18 protein-coding genes are annotated in these 16,730 nt (G+C 72.7%); 11 read left to right on the forward strand and 7 right to left on the reverse strand.

What is annotated here, in order from left to right:
* Nucleotides 1–6 precede the first annotated feature (6 nt).
* A complete protein-coding gene (locus tag ACSDG8_RS20100) occupies nt 7–1,332 on the reverse strand; it encodes an MDR family MFS transporter (RefSeq protein WP_210896900.1) in 1,326 nt (441 codons plus the stop codon).
* A gap of 150 nt (nt 1,333–1,482) precedes the next feature.
* Between ACSDG8_RS20100 and ACSDG8_RS20105 the strand changes: the two genes are divergently transcribed.
* Nucleotides 1,483–2,250: a phosphoglyceromutase gene (locus ACSDG8_RS20105; RefSeq protein WP_439427151.1), complete on the forward strand. Its 768-nt coding sequence runs from the start codon at nt 1,483–1,485 to the stop codon at nt 2,248–2,250.
* Between the two features lie 100 nt (nt 2,251–2,350).
* Here ACSDG8_RS20105 and phoU read toward each other — a convergent pair whose 3' ends face one another.
* The gene (phoU, locus tag ACSDG8_RS20110) at nt 2,351–2,995 is read right to left on the reverse strand and encodes a phosphate signaling complex protein PhoU (protein ID WP_210896896.1); all 645 of its coding nucleotides are present in this window, start codon (nt 2,993–2,995) and stop codon (nt 2,351–2,353) included.
* Nucleotides 2,996–3,195: 200 nt separating this feature from the next.
* Between phoU and ACSDG8_RS20115 the strand changes: the two genes are divergently transcribed.
* The 3 genes from ACSDG8_RS20115 to ACSDG8_RS20125 all read left to right on the forward strand — a co-directional run bounded on the left by ACSDG8_RS20115 (nt 3,196) and on the right by ACSDG8_RS20125 (nt 6,842).
* Entirely contained in the window at nt 3,196–4,488 is a 1,293-nt protein-coding gene (locus tag ACSDG8_RS20115) for a sensor histidine kinase (RefSeq protein WP_439427152.1), read from the forward strand.
* A 21-nt stretch (nt 4,489–4,509) separates the two neighbouring features.
* The gene (locus ACSDG8_RS20120) at nt 4,510–5,193 is read left to right on the forward strand and encodes a response regulator transcription factor (protein ID WP_210942547.1); all 684 of its coding nucleotides are present in this window, start codon (nt 4,510–4,512) and stop codon (nt 5,191–5,193) included.
* Between the two features lie 1,070 nt (nt 5,194–6,263).
* Nucleotides 6,264–6,842 carry a hypothetical protein gene (locus tag ACSDG8_RS20125; protein ID WP_210896892.1) on the forward strand — a complete coding sequence of 193 codons (579 nt, stop codon included), beginning with the start codon at nt 6,264–6,266 and terminating at the stop codon, nt 6,840–6,842.
* A 49-nt stretch (nt 6,843–6,891) separates the two neighbouring features.
* Here the strand turns inward: ACSDG8_RS20125 and ACSDG8_RS20130 are convergent, their stop codons facing one another.
* A complete protein-coding gene (locus ACSDG8_RS20130; RefSeq protein WP_210896890.1) occupies nt 6,892–7,698 on the reverse strand; it encodes a hypothetical protein in 807 nt (268 codons plus the stop codon).
* A gap of 74 nt (nt 7,699–7,772) precedes the next feature.
* Here ACSDG8_RS20130 and ACSDG8_RS20135 point away from each other — a divergent pair, with 74 nt between their 5' ends.
* Both ACSDG8_RS20135 and ACSDG8_RS20140 read left to right on the forward strand, forming a co-directional pair.
* Entirely contained in the window at nt 7,773–8,717 is a 945-nt protein-coding gene (locus tag ACSDG8_RS20135; RefSeq protein ID WP_210896888.1) for a Ppx/GppA phosphatase family protein, read from the forward strand.
* A 75-nt stretch (nt 8,718–8,792) separates the two neighbouring features.
* Entirely contained in the window at nt 8,793–9,599 is an 807-nt protein-coding gene (locus tag ACSDG8_RS20140) for a sugar phosphate isomerase/epimerase family protein (protein ID WP_210896886.1), read from the forward strand.
* Between the two features lie 28 nt (nt 9,600–9,627).
* On the opposite strand, the gene ACSDG8_RS20145 is transcribed toward ACSDG8_RS20140, so the two are convergent.
* Genes ACSDG8_RS20145 through ACSDG8_RS20155 form a run of 3 tightly spaced genes read right to left on the reverse strand, consistent with a single transcriptional unit; the run spans nt 9,628 to nt 11,657 of the window.
* Nucleotides 9,628–10,194 (reverse strand): CGNR zinc finger domain-containing protein, encoded by a 567-nt coding sequence (locus ACSDG8_RS20145; protein ID WP_210896884.1) that lies wholly within the window; start codon nt 10,192–10,194, stop codon nt 9,628–9,630.
* A gap of 19 nt (nt 10,195–10,213) precedes the next feature.
* Nucleotides 10,214–11,380, reverse strand: a complete 1,167-nt coding sequence (locus tag ACSDG8_RS20150) for a glutathionylspermidine synthase family protein (RefSeq protein WP_210896882.1) — start codon at nt 11,378–11,380, stop codon at nt 10,214–10,216.
* 1 nt (nt 11,381) lies between these two features.
* Complete coding sequence (locus ACSDG8_RS20155) at nt 11,382–11,657, reverse strand: hypothetical protein (RefSeq protein ID WP_307856122.1); 276 nt, start codon at nt 11,655–11,657, stop codon at nt 11,382–11,384.
* 118 nt (nt 11,658–11,775) lie between these two features.
* On the opposite strand from ACSDG8_RS20155, the gene ACSDG8_RS20160 reads away from it, so the two are divergent.
* On the forward strand, nt 11,776–12,696 hold the full coding sequence (locus ACSDG8_RS20160; RefSeq protein ID WP_439427153.1) for a proline dehydrogenase family protein: 921 nt from the start codon (nt 11,776–11,778) through the stop codon (nt 12,694–12,696).
* A 1-nt stretch (nt 12,697) separates the two neighbouring features.
* Here ACSDG8_RS20160 and ACSDG8_RS20165 read toward each other — a convergent pair whose 3' ends face one another.
* Nucleotides 12,698–13,102: a VOC family protein gene (locus tag ACSDG8_RS20165; RefSeq protein ID WP_210896878.1), complete on the reverse strand. Its 405-nt coding sequence runs from the start codon at nt 13,100–13,102 to the stop codon at nt 12,698–12,700.
* Between the two features lie 77 nt (nt 13,103–13,179).
* Here ACSDG8_RS20165 and ACSDG8_RS20170 point away from each other — a divergent pair, with 77 nt between their 5' ends.
* The 4 genes from ACSDG8_RS20170 (at nt 13,180) to ACSDG8_RS20185 (ending at nt 16,709) form a co-directional block, all read left to right on the forward strand.
* Nucleotides 13,180–13,974, forward strand: a complete 795-nt coding sequence (locus ACSDG8_RS20170) for an alpha/beta fold hydrolase (RefSeq protein WP_210942545.1) — start codon at nt 13,180–13,182, stop codon at nt 13,972–13,974.
* On the forward strand, nt 13,967–14,536 hold the full coding sequence (locus ACSDG8_RS20175) for a TetR-like C-terminal domain-containing protein (RefSeq protein ID WP_210942544.1): 570 nt from the start codon (nt 13,967–13,969) through the stop codon (nt 14,534–14,536). The genes ACSDG8_RS20170 and ACSDG8_RS20175 overlap by 8 nt, the downstream gene beginning before the upstream one ends.
* Nucleotides 14,533–14,868, forward strand: coding sequence for a YrdB family protein (locus ACSDG8_RS20180; RefSeq protein ID WP_210942543.1), 336 nt, complete (start codon nt 14,533–14,535; stop codon nt 14,866–14,868). Before ACSDG8_RS20175 ends, ACSDG8_RS20180 begins: the two co-directional genes overlap by 4 nt.
* Before the next feature lie 116 nt (nt 14,869–14,984).
* Nucleotides 14,985–16,709 (forward strand): hypothetical protein, encoded by a 1,725-nt coding sequence (locus ACSDG8_RS20185; RefSeq protein ID WP_210942542.1) that lies wholly within the window; start codon nt 14,985–14,987, stop codon nt 16,707–16,709.
* Nucleotides 16,710–16,730: the final 21 nt, after the last annotated feature.

The following is a 16,730-nucleotide window of genomic DNA, read 5'->3' on the forward strand; positions in this document are numbered from 1 at the left end:
GCGTACTCAGGAACCGGCCCGGACCGAGTCGGCGGGTGAGGTGGCCGCGGCCTCGGCCGCCTCGGGCGCCGGGGTGGTGGTGACGGTGACCGGCGCGACCGGCGTGCCCACGGCGCGCAGCGCGACCGCGCGGCGCTCCCGGGCCGGGCCGGAGATCAGGTGGGCGACCGCCGCGACGACGCCGATGCCCGCGCAGCCCAGCCAGAGCGTGCTGTTGCCGGCGTGCTCGCGGACCAGGCCGCCGAGGATCGGCGCGGCGGCGCCGGCGAGCTGCCAGGACAGCGAGAAGACGCCCTGGTAGCGGCCGCGCAGCGCGGCCGGCGACAGCTCCGCGATCAGGGTGGCGTTGGACGGCGAGTTGAGCATCTCGCCGACGGTCCAGATCAGCACGGTCATGCCGTAGAGCCAGACCGTGTCGGCGAACGCGGTGAGCCCAAAGCCGGCGCCCATCACCAGCGCCGCGAGCGCCAGCACGTGCGAGCGGCTGCGGCCCTTGATGAGCCGGGGTACGAAGAGCTGGCCGACCACGATGAGCACGCCGTTGAGCGCGATCACCGAGCCGTACGTGGCGGGGCTGAGCCCGGAGTCGCCCATGGCGATCGGCAGCATCGAGATGTGCTGGAGGAACACCAGCGCGGCGAGCAGGTTGAGCGCGACGAAGCCGAGGAACACCCGGTCGGCGAGGATGGTGCGCAGCGCGCCGGCCGGCGCCGGCATTCCCTTGACCGGGAGCACTGTGACCGGGCCGCGGGTCTCGCCGACCTTGGCGAAGATGATCAGCGCGGTCACCAGCGTGGTGGTCGCGTTCACCAGGAACAACAGCAGATAGCTGCCCTGGGCGGCGAAGCCGGCGAGCACCGCGGCGCAGGCGAAGCCGAGGTTGATGGCCCAGTAGTTCAGCGAGAAGGCGCGCAGCCGGTCCTTGTCCGGCACCACGTCGACCATCATCGCGCCGAAGGCCGGGCGGGCCGCCTCGGCAAACGTGCCGAGCAGCAGCGCGCCCACGGCGACCGCCCAGAGCGGGCGGGCGAAGCCCAGCGCGATCATCATGCCGGCCGCGCCGATGTGCGCGGTGAGCAGCGTGGGTCGCCGTCCCCAGCGGTCGGTCAGGGTGCCGCCGATGGTGGTGCCGACCGCGCCGCCGGCGCCCCAGAGGCCGATCACCAGTCCGGCCTGGGAGGCCGAGAAGCCGCGTTCCTGGGTCAGGTAGATGGCGAGGAAGATCAGGACGAACGAGCCGAGCCGGTTGATCAGCGTGCCGGCCCAGAGGTACCAGAACGTCCGTGGCAGGCCACCTGCCGTGTCCTGGAACCAGCCTCGTACCGTCCGCATCCCGACGCCCCCGTGTGGTAATGACCGACCTGTTTAGAACGCCTTACAACCTAGTGCCGGGCCGGAGGCATGGTCATCAGGTTTTCCACGTGGTGGTCGTCACGACCGGTCGGCGCGTGCCCGTCGCCCCGGTACGGCAGGATGATCGGCATGACTGCGAGCGAGGGGCCCACCGTCGGGACGCTGGTCCTGCTGCGGCACGGCGAGAGCGACTGGAACGCGAAGAACCTCTTCACCGGCTGGGTCGACGTCGACCTGACCACCAAGGGGGAGACCGAGGCGCGGCGCGGCGGCGAGCTGCTGCGCGAGCACGACCTGCTGCCGGACGTGGTGCACACGAGCCTGATGCGCCGGGCCATCCGCACCGCCGAGCTGGCGCTGAACGCCGCCGACCGGCACTGGATCGCGGTACGCCGGTCGTGGCGGCTCAACGAGCGTCACTACGGCGCCCTGCAGGGCAAGGACAAGAAGCAGACCCTCGACGAGTACGGCGAGGAGCAGTTCATGCTCTGGCGCCGCTCGTACGACACGCCGCCGCCGCCGATCGACGACGCCGACGAGTGGTCGCAGGTCGGCGACCCCCGGTACGCGCTGCTGCCGACCGAGCTGATGCCGCGCACCGAGTGCCTGAAGGACGTCGTCGAACGGATGCTGCCCTACTGGTACGACTCGATCGTGCCGGACATCCTGGCCGGCCGGACGGTGCTGGTGGCCGCGCACGGCAACTCGCTGCGCGCCCTGGTCAAGCACCTCGACCAGATCTCCGACGAGGCGATCGCCAAGCTGAACATCCCCACGGGCATTCCGCTGCGCTACGACCTGGACGCCGACCTGCGCCCGCACGTGCTCGGCGGCACGTACCTGGACCCGGACGCGGCGAAGGTTGCCGCCGCCGCAGTGGCCAACCAGGGCCGCTGAGGTGTAAGGAAGGGCCCCCTATTAACGCCTGCGGTAGAGGAAGGGCCCCCTGTTAACGCTCGGTGTTAACAAGGGGCCCTTCCTTCCGCGAGGGGCGGGGTCAGGCGGACGTGGAACCGGTGATCAGGTAGACCACGTGCTCGCCCGCGTTCACCGCGTGGTCGGCGAAGCGCTCGTAGAAGCGCCCCAGCAGCGTCGCGTCGATGGCCGTCTCCACCCCGTACGGCCAGTCGTCGCCGAGCAGCACGCCGAACAGGCTCTTGTGCAGGTCGTCCATCGCGTCGTCGTCGCTGTCCAGCTCGGCGGCCACGGCGGCGTCGGGCTTGGCCAGCACGGACCCGATCTTCTCCGCCATCCGGTCGGCGATCCCGGCCATGTCGGTGAAGACCGGCCGCAACTCCGCCGGTACGGCCGGAGAGGGGTGCCGCCGCAGCGCCGTCTTGGCCACGTGGTCGGCGAGGTCGCCCATCCGCTCCAGGTCGGCGGCCACGTGCAGCGCGGTGATCATGGCACGCAGGTCGGAGGCGACGGGCGCCTGCCGGGCCAGCAGGTCGCAGACCCGCTCCTCCACGTGCCGGTACAGCTCGTCGATCTCGGCGTCCCGCGCGATCACCGTCTCGGCGGCCGTCCGGTCGGCGGTCAGCAGACCCTTCGTGGCCTGCCGCATGGCCGCGCGTACCGCCTCGGCCATGTCCACCAGCAACTGGCTGACAATCTGCAGGTCGGCCCGGAACTCGTCGCGCATCGTCACTTCCTGAGGTCGGTGGCCGCGCCCCCGAGGGGTACGGCCGGAGCAGGTGCGCGCCCCACGCTAGGCCGAACGGTCGGCACCAGGATGAACGTGGGTGAACGACGCGGGGCCCGAAGGTGAACTTTGCCGAAAGCGAGAGTGGTTCGTCCCTTTGTGCCCGATCCCTGGGTTAACAATGACCCTACGATCGCCGGGTGGAATGGGCGGTGGCCATCGCGGTGGCCGTGGCGCTGGTGACCGGGCTGGTCGCCGGGGCGACGCTGTCCGGACCGGTTGAACAATGGCGGCGCCGGCGGGCGTCGCAGGGCGGCGGGACCACCCGTCGTGACGCAGGGAGGCCGACGATTCCGGACGACCAGCAGGGGGGCCTATCCGGGCTCGGGCGCAAGACGATCGACTCGCTGCGCGCCGGCGTGGTGGTGCTCGGCCCGGACGACGTGCCGGTCCTCGTCAACCCGGCGGCCCGGGCGATGGGCCTTCTCCGTACCGGGGCGACACCCGGATCGATCGCGGCGCACCCGTTGATCCGTACCCTCGCCGGGCAGGTCCGCCGCACGGGCGTGCGGCGCGAGATCGAGCTCGACCTGCCCCGGGGCCGCGACGGCGGTGGCGACAACCCGCTCGGCGTGCACCTGCGGGCGATGGGACTGGGCTCCGGCTACGTCTCGATCGAGGCGGTCGACGTCACCGAGTCGCACCGTCTCGCCCGGGTACGCCGGGACTTCGTGGCGAACGTCAGCCACGAGTTGAAGACACCCATCGGCGCGCTGCAACTGCTCGCCGAGGCGCTCGTCGACGCCACCGAACCGGCCGCCGGCGGCGCGCCCGACCTGTCCGAGGACCTGGTCGCCGCGCGGCGGTTCGCCGAGCGGATCCAGCACGAGTCGACGAGGCTCGGCCGGCTCGTGCAGGAGCTGCTGGAACTCACCCGGCTGCAGGGCGCCGAGCCGCAACCCGCCCCCGAGCCGGTCTCGGTGGACTGGGTGCTCGCCGAGGTCGTCGACCGGACCCGCACCGCGGCCACCGCCCGCCGGGTGGAGATCGCCGTCGGCGGGCGGCGGGGCCTGACCGTGTACGGCAGCGACAGCCAACTCGCCACCGCGGTGGCGAACCTGGTGGAGAACGCGATCAACTACTCCGCCGAGGACACCACGGTCCGGGTCACGGTGACCAGCACCGACGAACACGTCGAGATCGCCGTGGCCGACCAGGGCATCGGCATCGCCCCGAACGAGGTCGACCGGATCTTCGAGCGCTTCTACCGCGCCGACCAGGCCCGCTCCCGCTCGACCGGCGGCACCGGCCTGGGACTGGCCATCGTCAAGCACATCGCCAGCAACCATGGCGGCCGGGTGGACGTGTCGAGCACCCTTGGTGGGGGGTCGACGTTCACGCTCCGGTTGCCCGCCCGCCCCCCGGACGACCTGGAGACGACACTCGCCTCCGCTGGGATCGAGGCCGGCCCGGCCGAGCTCCGGCAGGCCTGACCACAGGAAAGGAAACACCCGTTGAGCCGCGTACTGGTGGTCGAGGACGAGGAGTCGTTCTCCGACGCGCTGTCCTACATGCTCCGCAAGGAGGGTTTCGAGGTCTCCGTCGCCGCGACGGGCACCGACGCCCTCACCGAGTTCGACCGGACCGGCGCCGACATCGTGCTGCTCGACCTGATGCTGCCGGAGATGTCGGGCACCGAGGTGTGCCGGCAGCTCCGCCAGCGCTCGCACGTGCCGATCATCATGGTCACCGCGCGGGACAGCGAGATCGACAAGGTGGTCGGCCTGGAGATCGGCGCCGACGACTACGTGACGAAGCCGTACTCGCCGCGTGAACTGGTCGCCCGCATCCGGGCGGTGCTGCGCCGGCAGAGCGCCGAGGCGAACGAGACGGGTGCGCCGACGCTCGCCGCCGGCCCGGTCCGGATGGACATCGAACGGCACGTGGTGACAGTCGGCGGTGCCGGGGTGCAGCTCCCGCTCAAGGAGTTCGAGCTGCTGGAACTGCTGCTGCGCAACGCCGGCCGGGTGCTCACCCGCGGGCAGTTGATCGACCGCGTCTGGGGCGCCGACTACGTGGGCGACACCAAGACACTGGACGTGCACGTGAAGCGGCTGCGCTCCAAGATCGAGCCGGAGCCGTCCGCGCCGCGCTACATCGTCACGGTCCGCGGCCTGGGCTACAAGTTCGAGCCGTGACCGAGGCGCGAGCCGGTGCAGCTGCGCTGCCTCCCGCGCCGATCGTCAGTGCTGCCCGTCGCCGCGTAGCCGCGTCGCCGCGTCAACGGGTGCGGCGGGCGGTGCTGCTCGCCGATCTTGGAGTTGTGGCACCCAGGTTCACCTACTTCGCGAGGTTTGTGAGGTGCCACAACTCCAAGATCGCCGAGCGACCAGGGGATCTTGGGCAGTTCGCGTGAGCTGGCGAACGATCCCTGCCTGACATCCCCGCTGCCCTCGGCGATCTTGCACTTTGGTGCCCCGCGAACCTCGCCAATCGGGCATCTCGCGGGCCCGAACTGCAAGATCGCGCCGACGAGGGGTCAGCCCGGGAGGCGGCCTCGCCCTTCCAGGGCTGCGGGCGCGCCTGGGTGCGTCGATCATGAGGTTAGCGGCGACAAAGCGGACACCAGGCACCGCTAACCTCATGATCGACGCCGCAGCGGGTGCCCGGGAAGGGCTTCTTCGGGGTTGATCAAGGAGTTTGTGTCCTCGGCGGGGCTGGAAGGTGCCGCAAACTCCTTGATCACCGGGGCGCGGAGCGAGGTGCCCCGCTGGACTCGGTTAGGGCTCCGGTGCGATGGGGCTTTTGTGGGTGCGGTGTCCGGTTCGGGGGTGGTCGGCGGCACTCTGAGGGCGGAATCGGTGGCGGGTCGGTGGCGTTGTAACCAGGTGACCGACCGAGCAAGGCCGCACCCCCGCCGAGCAAGGCCGCGCCCCTGAGCGGAGCGGCGTCGGCTGTGGGAAACAGTCCGGGGCCAGCGCTCGTTGAGTTCGGTTCCGACGGCGTGAGCCGCAGGGAATCATCCCGCCCGGCCGGTCGTTGAGCATGGTTCCGACGACGTGAACCCCCGCGCCGCTCCCCGATGGCGTGAGGCGCCCGGGAATGATGCCGGGTGGCGGGTCGTTGGACATGCTTCCGGCACCCGCGTAGAGGCCCCCGCCCCGCGAGCAGCCGAACCCCCAAGACTTCTTGAGCGCCTGACGGTGCTCGCACCCGCACCGAAACCCCCTGTCGGTGTGGGCGTCGATCCCCCGAATGGAGCCCCCCAATGAACACGATCCTGCGGAAGAGCATCCTGGGTATTGCTGGTCTGGCCTTCACCGGTGGCGTGTTCGCCGGCCCGGTCGCCGCCCACGCCGCGGACACCACCGCCGGCGCCAAGCCGGTCACCGCGACGGTGCAGCAGGGCGACAAGCTGATCCCGCACGGCGTGCAGGGCAAGCAGTCGCGTATCGACCTCAACGACGAGCAGACCGCCAACGTGAAGGCGATCATCGCGGCGACGAAGAAGGCCGGCATGGACGAACGCGCCGCCGTCGTCTCGATCGCCACCGCGTTGCAGGAGTCGAAGCTGGAGAACCTCGGTCACCTGGGTGACCGCAACGACCACGACTCCCAGGGCCTGTTCCAGCAGCGCCCGTCCAGCGGTTGGGGCACGGTGGAGCAGATCACCGACCCCGAGTACTCCACGACCGCGTTCCTGAAGGGTCTGAAGCAGGTCGACGGCTGGCAGGACATGCCGCTGACCAAGGCCGCCCAGACCGTCCAGGTCTCCGCCTACCCGGACCACTACGCGCAGTGGGAGCAGCAGGCCGCCGACCTCGTCGCCGAACACTGGAACAAGTAAGACGAAACACGTGAAAGGCCGGCACCCCGAACCAACGGGGTGCCGGCCTTCACTCGCTTGCGGGGTGCGGGGCGACCTGCCCCTGGCGCAGCCGGGCGGCGCAGAGTTCGGCCAGTTTCGCGTACGCGGCCGCACCGATGAGCGCGGTCAGCTCCGGTCCGTACGAGACGTACATCGGGTCCGCGCCGACGTGCGCGTCGGTCGAGCTGGTGCACCACCAGTCGAGGTCGTGCCCGCCCGCGCCCCAGCCGCGCCTGTCGAACTCGGCCAGCGTGGAGATCAGCACCTTCGTGTTGTCCGGCCGCTTGTGCCACTCCTGGTCGCGGCGTACCGGCAGCTGCCAGCAGACATCCGGCTTGTACTCCAGCGGGTGCACCCCGTCGCGCAGCGCCTGGGCGTGCAGCGCGCAGCCGCCTCCGCCGGGGAAGTCGGCGTCGTTGAGGAACACGCACGGGGCGTCCACCGCGCGGGTGGCGGTACGCCGGGCCGGCGTCTTGCCGTCGACGGTGTCGTTCTCGGTCCAGTTCTTGAACCCGCGCCGGAAGTGCTGCCAGGTCTCCGGCGTCAGCCGCTTGACCGCCGCGCGGACCCGCTTCTCGTCGTCGGAGTCGGTGAAGAACGCGCCGTGCGAGCAGCACCCGTCGGCGGCCCGCCCGGCGATGATGCCGTGGCAGCCCTGCCCGAAGATGCACGTCCAGCGGGAGAGCAGCCAGGTGAGGTCGGCGCGGACGACGTGCTTCGGGTCGGCCGGGTCGACGAACTCGATCCACTCCCGGGGGAAGTCCAGCCCGACCTCGCGGCTGCGCGGGTCCTCCGGGTCGTCCACCAGCACGTGAAGCTCGATCTGCCCTGTCACTCGGACCAGCGTACGCGCGGTGACCCCGCCTGGCCGACGAGCCGACGAAACGTGTTGGCCCTAGGGTCTTTCCCATGCGACTGGGTGTCCTGGACGTCGGTTCCAACACGGTGCATCTGCTGGTGGTCGACGCCCATCACGGCGCGCACCCGTGGCCGGCGCACTCGGAGAAGGTGGTGCTGCGGCTGGCCGAGCAGATTGGCCCGGACGGCGCGCTCACGGTCGGGGGCGCGGACGGCCTGGTCAAGGCGGTCGGCATGGCCCGGGCGGCGGCGGACGGGCTGGGAGCCGAGGATCTGCTGGCGTTCGCCACGAGCGCGGTTCGCGACGCCACCAACGCCGCCGACGTGCTGGCCCGCGTCCGCGACGAGACTGGCGTACGCCTGGAGGTGCTCTCCGGCGCGGACGAGGCGCGGATGACGTTCCTCGCGGTGCGGCGGTGGTTCGGCTGGTCCGCCGGGCGGCTGCTGGCGATGGACATCGGCGGCGGGTCCCTGGAGTTGGCCGCCGGCATCGACGAGCATCCGGACGTGGCGGTCTCGCTGCCGCTGGGCGCGGGACGGCTGAGCCGGGAGCGGCTGGCGGTCGACCCGGACGGCACGGCGCCGCCGTCGGCCGAGACCGTGGAGGAACTGCGGGCGTACGTGGACGCGCAGCTCGACCCGGTGGTGGAGCAGTTGACGGCGGTGGGCTGGGAACGCCCGGTCGCCACGTCGAAGACGTTCCGCATGCTGGCCCGGCTGGCCGGGGCCGCTCCCTCGGGCGCGGGCCTGTGGGCGCGGCGCAGCCTGACCCGCACCGGTCTGCGGCAGGTGCTCGGGTTCATCCGGCACATCCCGCCGGCCCAGTTGCCCGAGCTGGAGGGGGTCAGTGCGCAGCGCGCGCACCAGCTCCTGGCGGGCGCGGTGGTGGCGGAGGCGGTGATGCGCCGGCTCGGCGTGGACCGCGTGGACATCTGCCCGTGGGCGCTGCGCGAGGGAGTCATCCTGCGTCGGCTGGATCAGCTCGCGCCGATGTGACCGGCCGAGCGCTCTGGGTTGCTTTGCGGTTGCTCGTCCCGATGCTCGCTGGCGGTTGGAGCTACCCTCGGAGACGTGACCTACCGCGTTCCGGTACTCCTGTCCACGTCCTCCGTCTTCCCCGAACGGACCGCGGCGGCGTTCCAGCTCGCCGCCGAACTCGGCTACGACGGCATCGAGGTGATGGTCTGGACCGACCCGGTCAGCCAGGACGCGGGCGCGCTGCGGGGCCTCGCCGAGCACTACGGCGTGCCGGTGCTGTCGGTGCACGCCCCCTGCCTGCTGGTCACCCAGCGGGTGTGGAGCCCCGACCCGTGGGAGCGGCTGCGCAAGGCCGCCGAGCTGGCGGACACGCTGGAGGCGCCCACGGTCGTGGTGCACCCGCCGTTCACCTGGCAGCGTGACTACGCGCGTAACTTCGCCGACGGGCTCGACACCATCGCCGGGCAGTTCGGGGGCCTGCACTTCGGGGTGGAGAACATGTATCCGGTGCGGATGGCGGGGCGGCAGTTCGTTCCGTACGCGCCGGGCTGGGACCCGACGGAGATCGGGTACGCGTCCTACACGCTCGACCTGTCGCACTGCGCCGCCTCGCACACCGACGCGATGGCGATGGCCGACCGGATGGGCTCCGGCCTGGCGCACGTGCACCTGGGCGACGGCACCGGCGAGGGCCGCGACGAGCACCTGGTGCCCGGCCGCGGCGGGCAGCCGTGCGCGGAGATGCTCCGTTCGCTCGCCGGCCGGGGCTTCAGCGGCACTGTGGCGGTGGAGGTGACCACCCGGGGCGCGAAGAGCCGGGCGGTCCGCGAGGCGGACCTGCGCGAGTCGCTGGAGTTCGCCCGGGCCCACCTGACCGCGCCGTCCCCGGTCGACGCCTGACCAGGGCTCGCCACCCCGGCCGGGCGGGTCAGCTCACCGGGGAGAGCGGCTGCGCCGGGACGGCCTGCTCGCCGACCGCGGCGCGCTTGCGGGCCCGATGCGCCGCCACGTGGGAGCGGGTGGCGCAGCGCTCGGAGCAGAACCGGCGGCAGCAGTTGGACGAGGTGTCCAGGTAGACGTTGCCGCAGCGGTCGTCGGCGCAGACGCCGAAGCGGGCGCTGCCGTACTCGCAGAGCCACACCGACAGGCCCCAGACCGCGCCGGCGAGGTATTCGGAGGAGACGGAGGCGCCCCGGCTGGTCACGTGCATGTGCCAGTCCGAGGAGTCGTGGCCGGAGATGCGCGGCTGCACCGGGAACGCCTCCAGCAGCGCGTTCAACTCCGCCACCGCTTCGTTGTCCCGGCCCGAGGTGCCGTACTCGAAGACGTCCCGGAGGCGCTTCTGCGCTCTCCGGAAGATCGCCAGGTCCCGTTCCGCGACTTCGTCGCGCATCCAGCCCTGCTCGTCCGTGAAGACGGCCCGCAGGCCGTCCAGGTCGTCCAGCCGGGCGTTGACGAGCTCGACCCCGATCCGGGCGTACGCGTCGAAGTTCACGACACCAACGGTAGACGACTCAGGGCAGACGCGGTGCGTCGATGTAGTGGGGCAGGAACCGCGCGTAACCGTCAGTGATGAGGCTCTCGCTCTCGCGCACGCCCGCGCCGGCCGACTCGCCGTCCACGATCCAGCTCCCGAGCACCGTCCGGTTGCCCTCGAACTCGGGCAACGCGCGGAACTCCTGGAAGCAGAAGCCCTCGTCGCCGTAGATCCCCGGGTTGGTGATCTCCGTGTCCCCGGTCACGATGCGTACGGATCCGCCTTCGCGGCCGAGCAGCGGCTTGGCCACGTACTCGGTCATGCCGCGCGGCGAGTCCAGGTACGCGGGCAGCAGGTAGTCGTGCCCCGGGTACAGCTCCCAGAGCACGGCGAGCAGCGCCTTGTTCGACAGCAGCAGCTTCCAGGCCGGCTCGATCCAGGTGGTTGGCGTGCCGGGGTCGAGCGCGGGCCGCCCGTACGGCTCGGCGAGCATCCACTCCCAGGGGTAGAGCTTGAAGCAGGTGGTGATCGGGCGGTCGTCGGCGTCGACGAAGCGCCGCCCGTCCCAGCCGACCTGCTGGATCGGCATGAGCGTCACGTCCAGCCCGGCCTGGCGGGCTGTCTCGGCCAGGTAGCCGGCGGTGATCTGGTCCTCGCCCGACTCCTCCTCGTCGGACCAGAGCACGTGCGTGCGGCGCTCGTGCAGGCCGGCGCCGATCTTGGCCCACGCGCCGACCAGCCGTTCGTGCAGGCTGTTCCACTGGTCCGCGTCGGGCCGGGTGTGCTCCAGCCAGTACCACTGCACGATGCTCGCCTCGACCAGCGCGGTCGGGGTGTCGGCGTTGTACTCCAGCATCTTCGGCGGGCCGCTGCCGTCGTACCAGAGGTCGAACCGGCCGTACAGCGTCGGCGGGCTTTCCCGCAGCGAGCGGGCGACCGCTTCGGCGGCCCACTCGGGGATGCCGAACTCGGCGTACCGGCGGCGGGCCACCACGTGCTCGGCGGCGGCCACCGACATCCGGTGCAGCTCCTCGGTGGCCTCCTCCAGCCGGAGCACCTCGTCGAGCGTGAACGAGTACGCCGCCGTCTCGTCCCAGTACGACATGATCTCGCCGTCGGGCAGCTCGGTGTCGACGTACACCAGGCCCTGGGCCCGGATGGTGTCGTCCCAGCCGGGGCGCGGCGTGCTCGCCTCGCGGCGCACGTCAGCCGCCGCAGGAGGCGAGGTGGGTGCCGAAGCCGCCGCGTTCGGGCAGCGCGGCGGTCGGGGCCGTCTCGCCGCGCGCGGCGGTGGCCGGCGCGGGCACGCGCAGGGCCACCGCGACGGTGTCGCCGCCTCCGCCGGCCGGTCCGAGCGCGCAGTCGTCATCGTCGTCGTCGTAACCGTTGTTGCAGCCGGAGAGCGCGAGGGCCAGCGCGGTCAGCGCGCCGAGCTGCACGGAGGCCGAGCGGAGCCGGCGTCGGGGGTGTCGTCGATCCACGTGAACGTTGTAGCCGATCTCCGCCAGCCGGGGGAGCCCGGCCCAGGCCGGAGCGCGGGCGGGGACGGGCCTCGGACGCACCCGGCGGGGGCCCGGTGTTGAGCGTTACGCTCGGCTCATGCTCCGTTCCGTCATCCTTGCCGCCTCCCGGTCCACCCAGGTGGAGCGGCTCGTCGCGACGGCCCCGTTCACCCGGGACGTCGTCCGCCGGTTCGTCGCCGGCGCCGCCACCGACGACGCGCTGCGCGCCACCCGCGAGCTGGTCGCCGACGGCCAGGCGGTCACCCTCGACTATCTGGGCGAGGACACCACCACCCCGGAGCAGGCGAACGCCACCCGGGACGAGTACCTCACGCTGCTGAGCCGGCTCGCCGCCGCCGGGCTCACCCCGCCCGCCGAGGTCAGCGTGAAGCTGTCCGCGCTGGGCCAGATGTTCGACGAGCAGCTCGCGTACGACAACGCGCGGTCGATCTGCGCGGCGGCCGACGCGGCGGGCACCACTGTCACGCTGGACATGGAGGACCACACCACCACCGACTCGACGCTGGACATCCTGGCGAAGCTGCGCAAGGACCACCCGTCGACCGGGGCGGTGCTCCAGGCGTACCTGCGGCGGACCGAGTCGGACTGCCGGGAGCTGGCCTCCGCCGGGTCGCGGGTGCGGCTGTGCAAGGGCGCGTACAAGGAGCCGGAGTCGGTGGCGTACCAGTCGGCCCGCGAGGTCGACAAGTCGTACGTGCGCTGCATGAACGTGCTGATGTCCGGCGACGGCTACCCGATGCTCGCCACCCACGACCCGCGGCTGATCGCGATCGGGGAGGACCGGGCCCGCTGGTTCGACCGCGATCCGGGCCGGTTCGAGTTCCAGATGCTCTACGGCATCCGGCCGGAGGAGCAGCAGCGCCTGGTGGGCGAGGGCTACACGGTGCGTACCTACGTGCCCTACGGCGACCAGTGGTACGGCTATCTGATGCGCCGGCTGGCGGAGCGCCCGGCGAACCTGGCGTTCTTCGGCCGGGCGGTGCTGTCGAAGAAGTGAGTCAGTCGTTCGACCAGGCCCGGGTGCACAGCACGAGGCGGTAGCCGTCCGGGTCGGCGAACGCGATGCCCCACCTGTCCCAGTACGGGCCGGCGGAGACCCTGGTCCCGCCGGCCCGTTCCAGTCTCGTGACCAGCTCGTCGTCGGCGGGCCCGTCGAGGTAGAGCACGAACAGGTCCTCCTCGGCGGGTCTCGGCCCGCCGGCCAGCGCCGGGCCGCCGACCAGTTCCAGGTGCCAGCCGGCCCCGGGCAGGCCGAGCATCACCAGGTCGTGTTCGCCCGGGCGGCCGGTCTCACTCCGGTAGAGCACGTCGAGGCCCAACCCCTGCGCCCAGAAGCGTTCGGCGGCGGGCAGGTCGCGGCTCGGGCGGGCGAGGCGTACGTGGGTGTCGGCGGTGATCGGCATGCGGGTGATCGTGCGACCTCACCTCGTGTTGAGGTCAAGCCTTGACGGACAAAGCTAACTGCATTAGCTTATTGGCTATGATAGTTAGCCAGGTGGTGCGGGACGGCGGCACGATCGCGTACGAGGTGCACGGCTCGGGCCCGCTCGTCGTCCTCGCGCACGGCATGGGGGAGAACCGGGCCGCCTTCCGGCACCTGACGCCCCGGCTGGTCGCGTCCGGCTACCGGGTGGCGGCCGTTGACGTACGCGGGCACGGCGACTCCAGCCCGCACTGGCCCACGTACGCCCCCGAACAGGTCGGCGGCGACCTGCTCGCCGTGGTGCGGGCGCTCGGCGGTGAGCCCGCCACGCTCGTCGGCAGCTCGTCCAGTGGCGCCGCAGTGGTCTTCGCCGCCGCCGAGGCGCCGGAGCTGGTCAGCGGCATCGTGCAGGTCGGCCCGTTCGTCGGCACGCCGAAGCCGAACCCGCTGATGCGGGCCGCGCAGGCCGTCGTGCTGCGCAGCCCTCGGCTGTTCGGGCTGTTCCACCGCACGCTGTTCCCCTGCGGGCGGCCAGCGGACGACGCCGCGTACCGCAAGGAACTGGTCGCCAAGCTGCGCGGCCGGATGCCCGCCGTGCGCGGCGTGGTCGCGCCGGCCGACCCGCACTGGACCGCGCGGGCCCGCGACGTGAACCGCCCGGTGCTGGTGCTGATGGGCACGAAGGACCCGGACTTTCCCGACCCGGGCGCCGAGGCGCGGGCCGCGCGCCGGCAGTTCGCCGTCGCCGAGGCGCGCATGATCGCCGACTCCGGTCACTACCCGCACGCCGACCAGCCCGACGCCACCGCTGCCGACCTGGTCGAGTTCCTCGCGGTGACCGCGCGTGCCTAGGGCCGGCCTGACCCCGGCCACAGTCGTGCGGGAGGCCGCCGTGCTCGCCGACGAGGTCGGCTACGAGAAGCTGACCCTGGCCGCCCTCGCCGCCCGGCTCGGCGTCGCGCTGCCCAGCCTCTACAAGCACGTGCGGGGCGTGGACGCGCTGCACCAGCAGCTCGCCGTGCTCACCACCGCCGAGATCGCCGACGTGCTCACCAGCGCCGCCGCGGGCCGGGCCGGCAGCGACGCGTTGCGCGCCGTCGCCGCCGCCTACCGGGCGTACGCGCGGCAGCACCCCGGCCGCTACCCGGCCGCCCAGCGGGCGCCCGACCCCGCCGACGCCGAACACCTGGCCGCCGGTGAGCGCGCGGTCGGCGCGATCCGGGCGATCCTGCTCGGGTACGGCCTCGACGGCGACGACGCGATCGACGCCATCCGGATGTTCCGGGCCGCCGTGCACGGCTTCGTCGCCCTGGAGGCGGCCGGCGGATTCGGGTTGCCCCGCGACACCGACCGCTCCTTCGACCAGCTGATCGCGGGTCTGGACCGCGCATACCGTTCCTGGGGGGACCGATGACCGCGCTGCTGCTGGGCGTGATCTTCCTGCTGGAGGTGGCCCTGCTGGGCTCGGCCGGGTACTGGGGCTTCACGCTCGACGCCGGCTGGCCGCTGCGCCTGCTCGCCGGGCTCGGCGCGCCCCTGGTGATCGCCGTGGTGTGGGGACTGTTCTGCTCACCTCGCGCCGCCGTGACGCTGCCCGACCCGGCGAAGCTCGCCGTCCAGGCCGCCTGCTTCCTCACCGGCGGCGTGCTGCTGACCTTGGCCGGCCACGCGGCCCCCGGAGTGGCCCTGGTGGCCCTCTGGGCGGCCGACAAGGCCGCGCTGACGCTGACCGGTACCCCAATCTGAGAGATCTTGGAAGGATTCGGCCCCTCTGGGGGCACTTTCCTTCCAAGATCTCGAAGCGCGGCGGAACGGCGGCGGGACTCTTTCCCGGAACGCCCGATTGGTCGTACCCTTCGCCGGTGACCGACGCCGACGAGCAGCCTTCCGGCCGGACGACGGACGGCGACGAGCCTCGTCCCACCGTCGGCGCCGCCGACGCCGGCGCCGGCGCCGACAAGGCGAGCACCGCCGACAAGGCGAGCACCGCCGACAAGGCGAGCACCGCCGACAAGGCGAGCACCGTCCACGCCAGCGCCGCCGAAACCAGCGCTGACGCCGACCGAGCCGCCGACGCGACCGCCGCCAACCTCAGCGCCGACGCCGACGACACCCGCGCCGCCGCCACCGCCGACGAAAACGCCGCCACCCCGGCCGACGAATACGCGGCCGTCGACGTCCCCGCACCGGCACCGGCACCGGCACCCGCACCGGCACCGGCACCGGCACCGGCACCGGCACCTGCGCTGGCACCGGCGCCGGACGGGGCGTCGTCGCCGCACCCCGTCACCGTTCCGGCGCCGTACCCCGTGCCCATGGGTCCGGTGGCGACGCGGGCGGTGCGGCAACGGCGGCGGTGGCCGCTCTGGACCGCGCTCGGGCTCGCGCTGGGCCTGGTGGCGGGCGCGGTGCCCGGCGTACTCCTGCGGGGGCCCGCGCCGGACGCGGCCGGACGGTCGGTCGCGAAGGGCGACCCGGGCACGGCGGCGCAGCGGCGGCTCGGCGAGCGGATGCTCGCGCTGCTGGACCGGCAGGCCGCCGCGCTCGTCGGCGCCGACCGGGCCGGCTTCCTCGCGATCGCCGACCCGGCGGCACGGCCGGCCCTGACCCGGCGGTACGCGGCGCTGCGGGCGCTGCGGGTCACTGTGTGGCGGCCGACGGCCGACGAGGTTCCGGCGGCGGCCGACGGGCGGCCCGGGGAGTGGCGGCAGACGATCACAGTGGGCTACTGCTTCGTGGTGCCGGACTGCGCGCCGAGCACAGTGGAGCTGGACGCACGCTGGCGGCTGGTGGGGGAGGAGCCCCGGCTGACCGCGCTGGAACCGTCCGGCGCGGACCCGGCCGGCGTGCGGCCGTGGCAGGCGAACGACCTGGCCGTGACGGTCGGGAAGCGGGTGGTGGTGGCCACCACGCCCGCCCAGCGGGGCAAGCTGCCCGGCCTGCTCGCCCAGGCCGAGACGGCCGCCCGGACGGCGGACCGGTACGCGGTCGGCGACGCGCGGCCGGACCGGTATCTCGTCTACTACGCCGGGAAGACCGAGTGGCAGCGCTGGTACGGCGGCGGCCGGCCGAAGTGGACGGCCGGGTACGCGGTCGGCGTCGGCGGTGGACGCCACGACGTCGTGCTCAACGCCCAGACCGTCACCCCGGACGGCGTAGACGACCTGCTGCGGCACGAACTCACCCACGCCGCCTCGCTGCCCGACCGGGGGTACGCCGACCGCGCGGACTGGTGGCTGGTGGAAGGGCTGGCCGAGTACGCCGGCGCCGACGGCCAGCCGGTCCACCGCTACGAGGGCCTGGCCGAGGTGCGGGAGCTGCTGCGCGGCGGCTGGTCCGGGCGGCTGGAGGCGGTGGCGCCGGAGGCGGACGCGAGCGACAGCCGGGTCGGCGGCGCGTACGGCGTCGGCTACCTGGCCGTGCGGCACCTGGTCGACCGCTACGGCGAGCAGCGGATGCTCGACTTCTACCGGGCCGTGGTGCACGAGCGGAAGCCACCGGCGCAGGCCGCCGACGAGGTGCTCGGTGACCCGTGGTCGATGCTGCACGACGAGTGCGTCGCCTACGTGCGGGCCGTGGCCGGCTGACACGTCGACGGCTGTCGACGG

The organism is Micromonospora sp. LA-10, assembly GCF_051853095.1.
Classification (GTDB): Bacteria; Actinomycetota; Actinomycetes; order Mycobacteriales; family Micromonosporaceae; genus Micromonospora; species Micromonospora echinospora_A.

Excerpts from the sequence above, each read along its gene's own strand:
- ACSDG8_RS20100 (WP_210896900.1), bottom strand. The coding sequence starts at position 1,332 with ATGCGGACGGTACGAGGCTGGTTCCAGGACACGGCAGGTGGCCTGCCA.
- ACSDG8_RS20105 (WP_439427151.1), top strand. The coding sequence starts at position 1,483 with ATGACTGCGAGCGAGGGGCCCACCGTCGGGACGCTGGTCCTGCTGCGG.
- phoU (WP_210896896.1), bottom strand. The coding sequence starts at position 2,995 with ATGCGCGACGAGTTCCGGGCCGACCTGCAGATTGTCAGCCAGTTGCTG.
- ACSDG8_RS20125 (WP_210896892.1), top strand. The coding sequence starts at position 6,264 with ATGAACACGATCCTGCGGAAGAGCATCCTGGGTATTGCTGGTCTGGCC.
- ACSDG8_RS20135 (WP_210896888.1), top strand. The coding sequence starts at position 7,773 with ATGCGACTGGGTGTCCTGGACGTCGGTTCCAACACGGTGCATCTGCTG.
- ACSDG8_RS20160 (WP_439427153.1), top strand. The coding sequence starts at position 11,776 with ATGCTCCGTTCCGTCATCCTTGCCGCCTCCCGGTCCACCCAGGTGGAG.
- ACSDG8_RS20165 (WP_210896878.1), bottom strand. The coding sequence starts at position 13,102 with ATGCCGATCACCGCCGACACCCACGTACGCCTCGCCCGCCCGAGCCGC.
- ACSDG8_RS20170 (WP_210942545.1), top strand. The coding sequence starts at position 13,180 with ATGATAGTTAGCCAGGTGGTGCGGGACGGCGGCACGATCGCGTACGAG.
- ACSDG8_RS20180 (WP_210942543.1), top strand. The coding sequence starts at position 14,533 with ATGACCGCGCTGCTGCTGGGCGTGATCTTCCTGCTGGAGGTGGCCCTG.